This is a genomic window from Miltoncostaea marina (assembly GCF_018141525.1).
Classification (GTDB): domain Bacteria; phylum Actinomycetota; class Thermoleophilia; order Miltoncostaeales; family Miltoncostaeaceae; genus Miltoncostaea; species Miltoncostaea marina.
In genome coordinates, this window is the sequence record NZ_CP064655.1 from 1 (window position 1) to 14,555 (window position 14,555).

A 14,555-nucleotide genomic window follows, 5' to 3' on the forward strand; every position below is an offset into this window, starting at 1 on the left:
CCGCCGACCCCGGAGACCGGAATGCCGTCCAACACCGCCCCGGCCCACGAACGCGACGCCGTCTGGAAGGAGGTGCGCGAGCGGCTCCGCTCGACCCTCAACGGCCAGGTGTACAAGTTCGCGTTCGGCGGGGCGCGGCCGGTGGTGCTGGCCGACGACCGGATCGTGCTCGCGGTCGAGACCGAGCTCCTGCGCCAGTGGATCCGCCAACGCTACCTGCCGCTGCTGCGCGACGCGCTCTTCGAGGTGCGCGGCACCGACCTCGAGGTGGAGATCACCGTCGAGGACCGGCCGGCCGACGAGGTCGCGCCCGGGGACGGCGCCGCGCCCGGGGGCGGGCGCTCGTCGTCGCCGGGCCCGCCGCCGGCGCCCCGGCCGGCGACCGCCGACGCGCCGCCGCCGCCGGCGCGGGTGGTGCCGCGCCGGCCGACCGGCCTGCAGCCGCGCTTCACGTTCGAGGCCTTCGTCCAGGGGCCGTCGAACCGCTTCGCGGCCGCGGCCGCCCTCACGGTGGCCGAGCAGCCGGCGCGCGCCTACAACCCGTTCTTCATCTACGGCGGCGTCGGCCTCGGCAAGACGCACCTGCTGCACGCCATCGGCCACTTCGTCGCCGCCAACCACCCCGAGCTGGCGGTGACCTACGTCTCGGTCGAGACGTTCACCAACGAGTTCATCAACGCGCTGCGCGACGGGGGCATCCGCTCCTTCAAGGACCGCTACCGCAGCACGGACATCCTCCTGATCGACGACATCCAGTCGCTCCAGGGCCGCGAGCAGACGCAGGAGGAGTTCTTCCACACCTTCAACGCGCTGCACGACAGCGGCAAGCAGATCGTCATCTCGTCGGACCGGCCGCCGAAGGCGATCGCCACCCTCGAGGACCGGCTGCGCAGCCGGTTCGAGATGGGCCTCATCACCGACGTGCAGCCGCCCGACATCGAGACCCGCATCGCGATCCTGCAGAAGCGGGTGCGGGCAGACGGATACGAGATCCACGACCCCGAGGTGCTCCAGTTCATCGCCGGCCGGGTCGCGACCAACGTGCGCGCGCTCGAGGGCGCGCTCACCCGGGTGGTGGCCCACGCCTCCATCTCCGGCCGGCGCATCAACGTGGAGCTCGCCCACGAGATCCTCGAGGACCTCTTCCCGGCCGACGAGGGGGTGCTGTCGATCGAGGTCATCCAGAGCGAGGTCTGCCGCTACTACGGGGTGACGCTCCAGGAGCTGACCGGCGACAAGCGCACCCGCCGCATCGTGGGCCCCCGCCAGGTGGCGATGTACCTCTCGCGCGAGCTCACCGACGCGTCGCTGCCCGCCATCGGGCGCGCGTTCGGCGGTCGCGACCACACCACGGTGATGTACGCGGTCCAGAAGGTGGGCGACCAGATGACCGGCGAGGGCGAGGTGCTCACCGCGGTGCAGACCCTGACCTCCCGGCTGACCGGGAAGCGCCCCGAGGCCTGACGGTGGAGGGGACCGGGGACGGGCGGCGCCGCGCCTCCCCACGCTCCACCGCCGCGCCCGTCCCCGCCCGACGGCCTGGGGACGGCTGGGGAGGCAGGGGGCCCCGGCGCGCGGTCCGCCCACGGGCGGGCGCACAGGGCGTTCGCCCCCGTATGCAGGCACGACGTAGACCATCCACCCAGTCGACAGGGCCTATGACCACTACGACCGAGAAGCGCTCTTTCCTTGTGTACCCATGGGAGCCGCGCCCCACGCGGTGGATGACGGGCGGCGGGGCGGCTGCGGGCGTCCCCGCCAGCCGGTAGGGTCGCCCGGTGCGCCTCGTCTCGCCGAAGGAGGAGCTCGCGGGCAAGCTGGCGGTCGCCGGCCGCGCCGCCTCCGCCAAGAGCACCATCCAGATCCTCTCCCACGTGCTGCTGCGCGCCGAGGACGGCCGCTGCGAGCTGGCGGCGACCGACATGGAGTTGTCGCTGCGGGTGCCGCTGGAGGCCTCGCTCGAGTCGCCCGGCGCCGTGGTGCTGCCGCGCCTGACCGGCGACATCGTGCGGACCATGGCCGACGGGCCGGTGACGCTCGAGCACCGCACCGGGGAGGGGATCGTCTCCCTGACCGGTGGCGGCTCGTCGTTCACGCTCAACTGCCTCCAGGCGAGCGACTTCCCGGAGCTGCCCGCCGACGAGGGCGCCGGCCTGTCGATGCCGGCCGCCGTGCTGGTGGAGGCGATCGACCGGGTGGCGCGCGCCGCCTCGCGCGACGAGACGCGCCCGGTGCTGACCGGCGTGCTCGTGCGGCTCGGCCCCGACGGCCTCACGATGGTCGCCACCGACTCGTACCGCCTCGCGGTGCGGCAGGCCCCGCTCGAGTCGCCGCCCGCCGACACGCGCGAGGCGATCGTGCCGGCGCGCGCGCTCAGCGAGGTGTCCCGCCTGGTCGGGGTGGCGAAGGCCGACGCCGTCGAGGTCGTGCTGGGCGAGAGCCAGGCCCTCTTCCGCATCGGCGACGTGCGCCTGACCAGCCGCATCATCGAGGGCCAGTTCCCGGACCACCGCCAGCTCGTGCCGGACACCTTCGAGCACGACGTCGCCTTCGACCGCGGCGAGCTGCTCGGCGTGCTGACGCGCATCGGCGTGCTGGCTCAGCGCAACACGCCGGTCAGGCTGGCGTTCGAGGACGGCTCGGTCACGATCTCGGCCACGAGCGACCAGGTCGGCGAGGGCCGCGAGTCGCTGCCGGCGGCGTTCTCCGGCGACCCCCTCGAGATCGGCTTCAACGTGGAGTTCCTGCGCGCGGGCGTGGAGAGCGTGGACGGCGACGAGGTGCGGCTCGGCCTCATCAGCCCGCTGCGGCCGGGCCTGCTGCGCGGGGCGGAGGATGACTACCGCTACCTCCTCATGCCGATCCGGCTCAACGCCTGAGGCCACGGCCGGCCGCCCCGCCTGGGCGGCGCGGCGCCTGGAGGTCGCCGACCTCCGCCCCTGGCGCCGGGCGGCGCTCGACCTCCCCGCCGGGCTGGTGCTGCTGACCGGCCCGAACGGCGCCGGCAAGACGTCGCTCGTGGAGGCGATCGTGCTCGGCTGCCTGGGCGTCTCGCCGCGCACGGCGCGCGAGGCCGAGGCCGTGCGACGCGGCGCGCCGGCGCTGCACGTGGCCCTGGAGCTCGACGGCCCGGCCGGGCTGCACCGGCGCGAGATCGGCTTCGCGGCCGGCCGCGGCCGGCGGCTGCGCCTGGACGGCGAGCCCGTCCGCCGGCTGGCGGACTGGCGGGCCCGCGCGGTGCTGGTCTTCCTGCCCGACGAGCTGCGCGCGGTGAAGGGGCCGCCCGCCGCCCGCCGGCGCGCGCTGGACCGGGTGCTCGAGGCCGCCAGCCCGGGGTTCGCCGACGACCTGGCCGGCTACCAGCACGCGCTCGCGCAGCGCAACGCCCTGCTGCGCCGGGTGCGGGCCGGCGAGGCCTCGCGCGCCTCGCTGCCCGCCTGGGAGGCCCCGATGGCCCGGCTCGGTGCCCGGGTGGCGGCGGCCCGCCGCGCCGGGTGGCGGCGCTCGCCGGCCCGTTCGCCGGCTGGCTGGAGCGGCTCGGCGGCGGCGACGCCGGGCTCCTGCGCCTCGAGGCCTCGCCCGCCGAGCTGGCCGAGGTGCCCGACGACGACCTCGAGGCGGCCCTGGCCGGGTCGCTGGCCGCGCGCCGCGAGCGCGAGGTCGCCGCCGCGGGCACCTTCGCCGGCCCGCACCGCGACGACCTGCTGATCGGGGCGGGACCCGCGGACCTGCGCCGCGAGGGCAGCCAGGGCGAGCAGCGCACGGCGGCGCTGGCCCTGCTGCTGGCGGCCCGCGACCACCTGCGCGAGCGCGCCGCCCGGCCGATCCTGCTGCTGGACGACGTGCTGAGCGAGCTCGACCCGGTGCGCCGGCGGCTGCTGCTGGAGGCGGTGCGGGACGGCGGCCAGACGATCGTGACCACCGCCGACCCGGCGGCGGCCGACGCGCTCGACCAGCCCCCGGACGCCCTGGTGCGCATCGAGGCGGGGACCGTCCGTGGCTGAGCGGCCGCGCCGTCGCCGTCGCCGCAAGGATCCGCTCAGCGCCGCCGACGTCGTGCGCCGGTACCGGCGCGGGCCGGCCGCCGGCGCGGGACCGGGCCCGGCGGGCGCGGCAGCCGCCGCCTGGGCCGAAGTGGTGGGCGCCGCCGCCGCGGCCCACAGCGCCCCCGTGCGCCGCAGCCGGGCCGGCGTGCTGACGGTGGCCTGCTCGAGCGCGGCCTGGGCCCACGAGCTCACCGCGCGCCGCGAGGAGCTGACCGCGCGGCTGGCGGCGACGTGCCCGGAGGCCGGGGTCGCGGGGCTGCGGTTCGCCGTCGCCGACCACGTGCCGGGGGCCGCCCCGCCCCCGCCCGCGCCGCCCACGCCGCCGCCCCCGCCGACCGCCGGCGACCGCGCCCACGGGACCGTGGCGGCGGCGGGCGTGGAGGACCCCCGGCTGCGCGAGCTCGTGGCCCGCGCGGCGGCCGCCGCCGCCCGGCGCAGAAGGGCCGCCGAACACGACTGATTTCCCTGCAAAGCGCGCAGATCGGAGGGCGTTCCGGCCTCTGGGGGTGCTAGACTTCCTCGAATCCCCGTAGAGGAGGCAGCACATCCAGCCCACGCCCGACGCGCCGTCGGTCACGCACTACGACGCCGGGGACATCACCGTCCTCGAGGGCCTGGAGGCGGTCCGCCGCCGGCCCGGCATGTACATCGGCTCCACGGGTCCCCGGGGCCTCCACCACCTCGTCTACGAGGCCGTCGACAACTCGGTCGACGAGGCCCTCGCGGGGTACGCCGACCGGGTTGAGATCATCCTCAACCAGGACGGCTCCTGCACCGTGTCCGACAACGGGCGCGGCATCCCCGTCGCGGCGATGGCCGACCAGGGCGGCAGGAGCGCGCTCGAGGTCGTGATGACCGTGCTGCACGCCGGCGGCAAGTTCGGCGGCGAGGGCTACAAGGTCTCCGGCGGCCTGCACGGCGTCGGCATCAGCGTGGTCAACGCGCTCTCGGAGAGCCTGGTCACGCAGGTCCGGCGCGACGGCGGCGTCTGGGAGCAGCGCTACGAGATCGGCGTGCCGCTCGGCCCGGTCGAGCGCGTGGGCGACGCCGACGACACCGGCACCACGCACACGTTCCTGCCCGACCCGAACATCTTCGAGGAGCCCGACTTCGACTGGGAGACGCTGGCCACGCGCTTCCGCGAGACGGCGTTCCTCACCCGCGGGCTCACCGTGCGGCTGGTCGACCGGCGCGGCGAGGAGCGGGAGGTCGAGTACCACTTCGAGGGCGGCATCCGCGACTTCGTCGCCCACCTCAACGGCACGCGCGACCCCGTGCACCGCGACATCGTCTACCTCGAGGCGGAGGCCCCGGAGGGCTCGCTCGAGGTGGCCATGCAGTGGACCGGGGCCTACAGCGAGTCGGTCTACAGCTTCGCCAACAACATCAACACCCACGAGGGCGGGACCCACCTCACCGGCTTCCGCACGGCCCTCACCCGCACGCTCAACGACTACGCGCGCGCGAAGGGCATGCTCAAGGAGAAGGACGACAACCTCGAGGGCCCGGACACCCGCGAGGGGCTGACGGCGATCATCTCGGTCAAGCTCGGCGAGCCGCAGTTCGAGGGCCAGACGAAGACGAAGCTCGGCAACTCCGAGATCACGGGCTTCGTCAACCACGCCGTCACCCAGCGGCTGGCGGAGTACCTCGAGGAGCACCCGGCCGAGGCGCGCGCGATCTGCGGCAAGGCGATCAGCGCCTCCCAGGCCCGGCTCGCCGCCCGCAAGGCGCGCGACCTGGCGCGCCGCAAGGGCGCGATGGACTCCACGAGCCTGCCCGGCAAGCTCGCCGACTGCTCGGACCGCGACCCGGCCTCCACCGAGCTGTTCCTCGTGGAGGGCGACTCGGCCGGCGGCTCGGCGATCATGGCGCGCCAGTCGAGCTTCCAGGCGATCCTGCCGCTGCGCGGGAAGATCATCAACGTCGAGAAGGCCCGCATCGACAAGGTCCTCTCGAACACCGAGATCCAGGCGATCATCACGGCGATGGGCACCGGCATCGACGAGGACTTCGACCTCGCGAAGGCCCGCTACCACAAGCTCATCATCATGACCGACGCCGACGTGGACGGCGCCCACATCCGCACGCTGATCCTGACCTTCCTCTACCGGCACATGCGGCCGCTCATCGAGGAGGGCTACGTCTACATCGCGTGTCCGCCGCTCTACAAGGTGAAGCAGGGCAACCAGGAGCAGTACATCGAGAAGGAGGCCGAGCTCGAGGAGTGGCTCCTCGACCGCAACCTCGGCGACCTGGCGCTCGAGGAGGCCGGGGGCCGCTCGGTGAGCCTCACGAAGGCCCGCTACCAGCGCTTCCAGCGCGCCCTCAAGGAGCACGAGGCCTGGTCGGGAAACCTGCGCGCCACCTACGGGTCCGCCCTCGTGGACTTCCTGCGCGACCACCACCTGGCCGACGTCGACCCGGGCGAGGACCTCGACGCCCTCGTCGCCGCGGTCGAGGGCGGCTCCGACGACCACGCCACGCTCACCGTGGAGGGCGTCGACCCGGCGGCGGGCGAGGTGCTCGCCCGCTCGGTCCAGCGCGCGACCGGCGAGGCGCGCACCGTCACCATCCCGCTCGGCATCTACGCCTCGCGGGAGCTCGCCGGCCTGCGGAACTCGCGAGCCAAGCTGCGCGACCAGGTGGGCACGCCGCCCTTCCGGCTCGCGCGCGGCTCGCGCACCCGCACGCCGGCCACGTACGACGCCCTGCGCGTCGCCGTCATGGAGCTGTGCCGCGAGGGCGTGCAGCTCAGCCGCTTCAAGGGCCTCGGCGAGATGAACAGCGAGCAGCTCTGGGAGACGACGATGGACCCGGAGCGGCGCGTCCTCCAGCGGGTGACGATGGAGGACGAGTTCACGCTCGGCGAGCTCTTCGCGAAGCTGATGGGCGACAAGGTGGAGCCGCGCCGCGCCTTCATCGAGGACAACGCCCGCAGCGTCAGCAACCTCGACGTCTAGGAGCCGCGACTAGTGGCAATCGACCGCCACGGGCGCATCGAGCCTCGCGAGCTCGAGCGCGAGATGAGCACGTCCTACCTCGACTACGCGATGAGCGTGATCGTGGGCCGCGCCCTGCCGGACGTGCGCGACGGGCTCAAGCCGGTGCACCGGCGCGTGCTCTACGCCATGCACGACATGGGCCTGCAGCCCGACCGGCCCTACGTGAAGAGCGCGAACATCGTCGGCCGCGTGATGGGCGAGTTCCACCCCCACGGCGACTCGGCGATCTACGACACGCTCGTGCGGCTGGCCCAGGACTTCGCCTCGCGCTACCCGTTGGTCGACGGCCAGGGCAACTTCGGCTCGTCCGAGTTCGCGGCCGCCGCGATGCGCTACACGGAGGCGCGCCTGTCGCGCATGGCCGTGGAGATGCTGCGCGACATCGACGAGGACACGGTCGACGACGCGCCGACCTACGACGACCGGCGCACCGAGCCGGTGGTGCTGCCCTCGCGGGTGCCGAACCTGCTGATCAACGGCAGCTCGGGCATCGCGGTGGGCATGGCCACCAACATCCCGCCGCACAACGTGGGCGAGACGATCGACGCCGTGGTCGCCACCATCGACGACCCGGACATCGAGGTCGAGGGCCTCATGCGCCACATCAAGGCCCCCGACTTCCCGACCGGCGGCATCATCGTCGGCCGCGCCGGCGTGGTCGACGCCTACCGCACCGGCCGCGGCCGCGTGGTCGTGCGCGGGCGGGCCCACAACGAGCCGCTCAAGCACGGCCGCAACGCGATCGTCTTCACCGAGCTGCCCTACCAGGTCAACAAGGCCGAGCTCATCCGCAAGATGGCCGACCTCGCCAACGACAAGGTCATCCCCGAGATCGCGGACCTGCGCGACGAGAGCGGCCGCGACGGCGTGCGCGTGGTGATCGAGCTGCGGCGCGACGCCGTGCCGATGGTCGTGCTCAACAAGCTCTACAAGCACACCGCCGTGCAGACGACGTTCGGCGTCAACGCGATCGCCCTGGTCGACGGCGTGCCGCGCACGCTGGGCCTGAAGGAGATCATCCGGCACTACCTCGACCACCAGAAGGAGGTGGTCACCCGCCGCTCGCGCTACCGGCTGGCGCGCGCCGAGGCACGGGCCCACATCCTGGAGGGCCTGCTCAAGGCGCTCGGATACCTCGACGAGGTCATCGCCCTCATCCGCGCGGCGGCCGACCCCGAGACCGCCCGCACCGGCCTCATGACCCGCTTCGACCTCACCGAGATCCAGGCGCGGGCGATCCTCGACCTGCGCCTGCAGCGCCTCACCCAGCTGGAGGCCGGCAAGATCCAGGCCGAGTACGACGAGCTGCAGAAGCGCATCGCGGAGCTGCGCGCGATCCTCGGCGACGAGCGCCGGGTGTACGCCCTCATCCGCGAGGAGCTGCTCGAGATCCGGGGCCGCTTCGCCGACGAGCGCCGCACGGAGATCGTCCCGGGCGAGGGCGACATCGACCTCGAGGACCTCATCGCCGAGGAGGAGATGGTCATCTCCATCTCCAACGCCGGCTACCTCAAGCGGCTGCCGGTCACGACCTACCGGGCGCAGGGCCGCGGCGGCAAGGGGCTGCGCGGGGCGAAGCTGAAGGACGACGACTACATCGAGCACCTCTTCATCGCCTCGACCCACCACTACCTGCTGTTCTTCACCAGCACCGGCAAGGTGTACCGGCAGAAGGTGCACGAGCTGCCGCAGGGCTCGCGCGACTCGCGCGGGCGGCACATCGCCAACGTCCTGGCCCTGCAGCCGGGCGAGGAGGTGCGGGCCGTCTTCGCCACCCGCGACTACGGCGAGGGCCGCTACCTCGTGCTGGCCACCCGCGACGGCATGGTCAAGAAGACCGAGCTGCGCCAGTACGACACGGTGCTGCGCGAGCGCGGCCTGACCGCGATCCAGCTCCAGGGCGACGACGAGCTGGTCGGCGTGCAGCTCACCGACGGCGACGAGGACCTCCTGGTCGTGTCGGCGCGCGGCCAGGCGGCCCGCTTCCACGAGTCGCAGGTGCGCCCGATGGGCCGCGACACGCGCGGCGTGCGCGCGATGAACCTCGACGGCGACGACCGCGTGCTGGCGATCTGCGTGGCGCGCGACGACGAGGACCTGCTGGTCGTGACCGGCTACGGCTACGGCAAGCGCACGCCGATGCCCGAGTACCCGACGAAGGGCCGCCCCACGAAGGGCGTGCGCACGATCAAGGTCAGCGACCGCAAGGGCGAGCTCGTCACCGCCCGCCCGGTGCGCGAGGGCCACGAGCTGCTGCTCATCTCCCAGAACGGCCAGGTGATCCGCATCCAGGCCGGCACCGTGCGGCGCACCGGCCGCTCCACGGAGGGCGTGCGGCTGATGAACCTGCCCGAGGACGACCGGGTGAGCGGCGTGGCCTCGGTGGTCGAGCCCAACGGCGAGGACGCCGGCGGCGGCGGCCCCGACGGCAGCGGCCCGCCGCTGGTCGACGAGGCCGCGCTGGGCCCGCTCGGCGACGTGCTGCCCGACGGCCCGGACGGCGGCGCCGGCGGCTGACGTGGCCGAGGCCGCCCCGCCCGCCCCGCGCCGCGGCGCCTCCCCGGGGGAGCGCCGCGGGCCGCAGTGGCGGGTGGAGGGGGCCGACCCGCCGGAGCCGCCGGCGCGCGCGGGGCCGATGGGCCGCATGCCCGGCGGGATGCGCTTCTGGTGGATCCTGCTCGCGCTCTTCGCGCTCAACTGGTTCATCGTCTCGCAGTTCCCGGGCGAGCCGGAGCGGCTCGACGTGCCGTACACGCTCTTCCGGGAGCAGGTGACCGCCGGCAACGTCGCCGAGGTCACCTCGCGCGGCGACACCATCCAGGGCGTCTTCAAGCGCGAGGTGACGTACCCGCAGGGCTCCGACTCCTCGGACACCGAGTTCGCGACCGAGCGGCCGGCGTTCGCCGACGACGAGCTGATGCAGCTGCTCATCGACCGCGACGTCGAGGTCAACGCGCGGCCGGTCGAGGAGGGCCGCTCGCTGCTGTGGACCCTGCTGCTGTCGTTCGGCCCGGTCATCCTGATCGTGGCGCTGTTCGTGTGGCTCATGCGCCGCGCGGCCGGCGGGGCGGGCGGCGCGCTGTCCGGGCTCGGCCGCTCCCGGGCCAAGCGCTACGACGCCACGGCCCAGCGGGTCACCTTCGAGGACGTCGCGGGCATCGACGAGGCCGAGGACGAGCTCGTCGAGATCGTCGACTTCCTGAAGAACCCCGACCGCTACCGGCGCCTCGGGGCCGGCATCCCCCGCGGCGTGCTGCTCTCGGGCCCGCCCGGCACCGGCAAGACGCTGCTCGCCCGCGCGGTCGCCGGCGAGGCCGACGTGCCGTTCTTCTCGCTGTCGGCCTCCGAGTTCGTCGAGATGATCGTGGGCGTCGGCGCCAGCCGGGTGCGCGACCTGTTCGCCCAGGCGAAGGCGGCCGCCCCGGCGATCATCTTCATCGACGAGCTCGACGCGATCGGCAGGGCGCGCGGCGGGTCGGCGTCGATCGGCGGCAACGACGAGCGCGAGCAGACGCTCAACCAGATCCTCACCGAGATGGACGGCTTCAGCGGCTCGGAGGGCGTCATCGTGCTCGCCGCCACCAACCGCGCCGAGATCCTCGACCAGGCCCTGCTGCGGCCGGGCCGCTTCGACCGCCGGGTGGTGGTCAACCCGCCCGACCGCGACGGCCGGGCCGCCATCCTGCGCGTGCACCTGCGCGGCGTGCCGCTGGCCGACGACGTCAGCGTGGAGCAGCTGGCCCAGTCGACGCCGGGGATGGTCGGCGCCGACCTGCGCAACCTGATCAACGAGGCGGCGCTCACCGCGGCCCGGCGCGAGCACGAGCGGGTGCGGGCCGGCGACTTCACCGACGCCCTCGAGCGCATCGTGCTGGGCGCCGAGCGGCGGATCATGATCTCCCCCGCCGAGCGCGAGCGCACGGCCTACCACGAGAGCGGCCACGCGCTGCTCGGCATGCTGCAGCCCGGCGCCGACCCGGTGCGCAAGATCTCGATCGTGCCCCGGGGCCGGGCGCTCGGCGTGACCTTCCAGGCGCCCGACGCCGACCGCTACGGCTACGGCGCCGAGTACCTGCGGGGGCGCATCATCGGCGCCCTCGGGGGGCGCGCCGCTGAGCGCGTCGTGTTCGGCGACATCACCACCGGGGCCGAGTCCGACCTCGAGCAGGTCACCAACATCGCCCGCCGCATGGTGGGCCGCTGGGGCATGTCGGAGGCGGTCGGGCCGGTGTCGGTGCTGCCGGGCCCCGACGACCAGCCCATGCTGTTCCCGGGCTCGCCCGGCACGGTGTCGCCCCGCACCCAGGAGCTGATCGACGCGGAGGTGCGCCGCATCGTGGAGGAGTGCGAGGACGAGGCCGTGCGCCAGCTCGTGGAGCACCGCGACCGCCTGGAGGCGCTGGCCCGGGCGCTGCTCGAGCGCGAGACGCTCGACGAGGCCGACGCCTACGCGGTGGCCGGGATCACCCGGCCGGTCGCCCCGGGCTGACCCCGGCGGGCGTCAGGAGGCCTTGCGGGCCTCCTCGGCGCCCTCGGCCGCCTCGCCGGGGTCGCCGTCGCCCTCCCCGGCCGCGTCGCCGCCGCCCGCCGACGCGCCGCTCGCCTCGAGGCTGGCCTTGAGGGCGGCCATCAGGTCGATCACCGGCGCGGGCTGCTCCGCCTGCTCGGGCGCCGCCAGCTCCTGGCCGGCCGCCTTGGCCTGCAGGTAGTCGAGCAGCGCCGCGCGCGTCTCGTTGGGGTACTCCTCGGGCGCGAACGGCTTCGTGAGCCCGGCGACGAGCTGCTGGGCCATGCCGAGCTCCTCGTCGGAGACGTCCACGCCCTGCAGGCGGTCGCGGATCTCGCGCTGCTCGCGCACGCGCACGTCCTCGGGGTAGTAGAGCGTCTGCAGCGCGAGCATGCCGTCGGCCGCGCGCAGCAGCACCAGGTGCTCCTTCGTGGAGAGCACGAAGCGCCCGACCGCCGCGCGGCCCGACTCCTCCATCGCCCGGGTCAGCAGCGCGTACGGGCGCTCGGCGCGCTCCTGGGGCTCGAGCCAGTAGGCCTTCTCGAAGTAGACCGGGTCGACCTCGGCGATGTCGACGAACTGGAGGATGCGGATCGTCTTCTCCTGCTGGGCGGCGAAGCGCTCGAGCTCCTCGTCCTCCACCGGCAGGTACTGGCCCTTCGACACCTCCCAGCCCTTGACCGTGTCGTCGGGGCCCACCTCGGCGTCGCGGGCGGGGTCCCAGCGCTTCTGCTTGACCGGCTGGTTGGTCGCGCGCGACAGCGTCCGGAAGCTGACGTCGTTGCGCTGCTGGGCGAGCCCGACCGACACCGGGATCGTGACCAGCCCGAACGAGATGAAGCCGTTCCAGATCGCGCGCATCGGTTCCCCCCGTTCCCCGTCCGCCGGCGGCCTAGACCCCCGCCGAGCCGGCGCCGTTGCCGGAGCCGCTCCGACCCGCGGCCCCCGAGAACATGTCCAGCATCTCCATCGGGAACGGCAGGATCAACGTGGTGGTGCGCTCGTTGGTGCCGATCTCGTTCATCGTCTGCAGGTAGCGCAGCTGCAGGGCGCCGGCGCTGCTGCTGATCACGGCGGCGGCCTGGGAGAGCTTCTCCGAGGCCTCGAACTCGCCGTCGGCGGCGATGATCTTGGCGCGCCGCTCGCGCTCGGCCTCGGCCTGGCGGGCGAGCGCCCGCTGCATCTGCTGGGGCAGCTCGACGTCCTTCACCTCGACCACCGACACCTTCACGCCCCAGGGGTGGGTCTGCTCGTCGATGATCGTCTGCAGGCGGTCGTTGATCTGGTCGCGCTCGGAGAGGAGCTGGTCGAGGTCGACCTGGCCCAGCACGCTGCGCAGCGTGGTCTGGGCGATCTGGGAGGTGGCGACGAGGTAGTTCTCCACCTGCACGATCGCCTTCGACGCGTCCACCACGCGGAAGTAGGCCACCGCGTTGACCTTCACGGTGACGTTGTCCTTCGTGATCACCTCCTGCGGCGGCACGTTGAGCGTGATCGTGCGCAGGTCGACCTTCACGGCCTTGTCGATGAACGGGATCAGGATGAAGAGTCCCGGGCCTTTGATCCCGATCAGCCGGCCCAGGCGGAAGACCACGCCGCGCTCGTACTCGCGCGCGACCTTCACGGCCGAGAACAGGAACAGCAGGCCGATGATCAGGATCACGATCACTGCATAGGCAGCGGCCACGCGATCACCCCTCTCCGGGTTCGACGGTCACGGTCAGGTCGTCCGGCTGGATGCTAACGACCCGCACGGGCGCGCCCGCCGGCAGCCGTGAGCCGTCGGCCGTCCGCGCGCTCCAGATCTCGCCGTTCACGCTCACGCGGCCCCCGTCCGGGCCGATCGCACCACGCGCCACGCCCATCTCGCCCACCAGCTCCGCCCCGCCCGTGGCGGCCGGCCGGCGCCGGGCCCGCAGCACCAGCCGGGCCGCGCCGAGGAAGCCCGCCCCCACCACGGCCGCCATCAGGCCGACGATCCACGGCGACGAGACGAGCGCCGGGTCGTCGGAGTCGAACAGGAACGCCCCGCCCAGGCCCAGGGCCACGACCCCGCCGGCGGCGAGCGCGCCGAACCCGCCGACCTGGGTCTCGGCCACGAACAGGCCGACGCCGAGCGCGATGAGGGCGATGCCGACCCAGTCGACCGGCAGCACGGTCAGGCCGGCCAGCGCCAGCAGCAGGCTGATCGCGCCCACCACGCCGGGCACGATCGCGCCCGGGTTGTAGAGCTCGAAGCCGATCCCGGCCAGGCCCAGCAGCAGCAGCAGGAACACCAGGTTGGGGTCGATCAGCGCCTCGAGCAGGCGCAGGTGCCACGGCATCGACTCGGCCTCCACGGGCGCGCCCGCCGTGCGGATCGGCCCGTCCGGTCCCGGCCGGCCGTCGAGCCAGGCGACGAACGAGCCGAGGTCCGGCTGCACGGTCTCGGCCACCTCGCGCTCGAGCGCCTCGCGCGCGGTCAGGTTGAGTGCGTCCACCACCATCGCGCGGAACGGCGCCGGGTCGCGCCCGCGGGCCTCGGCGAGCGCCGCGATGGAGGCCGCCGCGTCGTTGCGCACCTTCGCGTCGAGGTCCTCCCCGCCGCTGCCGATCGGCGTGGCGGAGCCGATGTTGGTGCCCGGCGCCATGCCCAGGTGGGCGGCGGCGGCGCTGATGAAGGCGCCCGCCGAGCCCGCGCGCGACCCCGCCGGACCCACCCAGACGGCCACCGGCAGCGGCGAGCGCTCCATCGCCGCCACGATGTCGCGCATCGACGACACCAGGCCGCCCGGGGTGTCCATGCGGATCACCACGGCGGCGGCGCCGTCGTCGCGCGCCGCGTCCAGGCGGTCTTCCACCCAGCGCGCCGAGACGGGGTCGATGCCCCCGTCCAGCTCGATCACCCGCACGGGCGCCGGCGTGTCCTGCGCCACGGCCCCGTGCGCGGCCGCGAGGAGGGCGACGAGCGCGGCGAGGAGGGCGAGGGCGGGGCGCATGCCGGTGCGGCGACGATAG

11 protein-coding genes are annotated in these 14,555 nt (G+C 74.0%); 8 read left to right on the forward strand and 3 right to left on the reverse strand.

Annotated elements, in window-relative coordinates:
- Window positions 1-21 precede the first annotated feature (21 nt).
- From dnaA to ftsH, 8 genes are all read left to right on the forward strand, one after another.
- Window positions 22-1,464 carry a chromosomal replication initiator protein DnaA gene (dnaA, locus tag ITJ85_RS00005; protein ID WP_217914304.1) on the forward strand — a complete coding sequence of 481 codons (1,443 nt, stop codon included), beginning with the start codon at window positions 22-24 and terminating at the stop codon, window positions 1,462-1,464.
- Window positions 1,465-1,778: 314 nt separating this feature from the next.
- On the forward strand, window positions 1,779-2,879 hold the full coding sequence (dnaN, locus tag ITJ85_RS00010; RefSeq protein ID WP_217914305.1) for a DNA polymerase III subunit beta: 1,101 nt from the start codon (window positions 1,779-1,781) through the stop codon (window positions 2,877-2,879).
- Window positions 2,836-3,708 carry an AAA family ATPase gene (locus ITJ85_RS00015; protein ID WP_217914306.1) on the forward strand — a complete coding sequence of 291 codons (873 nt, stop codon included), beginning with the start codon at window positions 2,836-2,838 and terminating at the stop codon, window positions 3,706-3,708. The genes dnaN and ITJ85_RS00015 overlap by 44 nt, the downstream gene beginning before the upstream one ends.
- Complete coding sequence (locus ITJ85_RS00020) at window positions 3,597-4,004, forward strand: AAA family ATPase (RefSeq protein WP_217914307.1); 408 nt, start codon at window positions 3,597-3,599, stop codon at window positions 4,002-4,004. Before ITJ85_RS00015 ends, ITJ85_RS00020 begins: the two co-directional genes overlap by 112 nt.
- Window positions 3,997-4,506: a DciA family protein gene (locus ITJ85_RS00025; protein ID WP_217914308.1), complete on the forward strand. Its 510-nt coding sequence runs from the start codon at window positions 3,997-3,999 to the stop codon at window positions 4,504-4,506. Before ITJ85_RS00020 ends, ITJ85_RS00025 begins: the two co-directional genes overlap by 8 nt.
- Before the next feature lie 85 nt (window positions 4,507-4,591).
- Window positions 4,592-7,009: a DNA topoisomerase (ATP-hydrolyzing) subunit B gene (gene gyrB / locus ITJ85_RS00030; RefSeq protein ID WP_217915913.1), complete on the forward strand. Its 2,418-nt coding sequence runs from the start codon at window positions 4,592-4,594 to the stop codon at window positions 7,007-7,009.
- Between the two features lie 12 nt (window positions 7,010-7,021).
- Window positions 7,022-9,568: a DNA gyrase subunit A gene (gene gyrA, locus ITJ85_RS00035; protein ID WP_246496294.1), complete on the forward strand. Its 2,547-nt coding sequence runs from the start codon at window positions 7,022-7,024 to the stop codon at window positions 9,566-9,568.
- A 118-nt stretch (window positions 9,569-9,686) separates the two neighbouring features.
- Window positions 9,687-11,540: an ATP-dependent zinc metalloprotease FtsH gene (ftsH, locus tag ITJ85_RS00040; RefSeq protein WP_343233041.1), complete on the forward strand. Its 1,854-nt coding sequence runs from the start codon at window positions 9,687-9,689 to the stop codon at window positions 11,538-11,540.
- 12 nt (window positions 11,541-11,552) lie between these two features.
- Here ftsH and ku read toward each other — a convergent pair whose 3' ends face one another.
- Genes ku through ITJ85_RS00055 form a run of 3 tightly spaced genes read right to left on the reverse strand, consistent with a single transcriptional unit; the run spans window position 11,553 to window position 14,536 of the window.
- Window positions 11,553-12,419 (reverse strand): non-homologous end joining protein Ku, encoded by an 867-nt coding sequence (gene ku, locus ITJ85_RS00045; protein WP_217914310.1) that lies wholly within the window; start codon window positions 12,417-12,419, stop codon window positions 11,553-11,555.
- Window positions 12,420-12,450: 31 nt separating this feature from the next.
- Complete coding sequence (locus tag ITJ85_RS00050) at window positions 12,451-13,227, reverse strand: slipin family protein (RefSeq protein ID WP_343233042.1); 777 nt, start codon at window positions 13,225-13,227, stop codon at window positions 12,451-12,453.
- 22 nt (window positions 13,228-13,249) lie between these two features.
- Window positions 13,250-14,536 carry an NfeD family protein gene (locus tag ITJ85_RS00055; protein WP_217914312.1) on the reverse strand — a complete coding sequence of 429 codons (1,287 nt, stop codon included), beginning with the start codon at window positions 14,534-14,536 and terminating at the stop codon, window positions 13,250-13,252.
- Window positions 14,537-14,555: the final 19 nt, after the last annotated feature.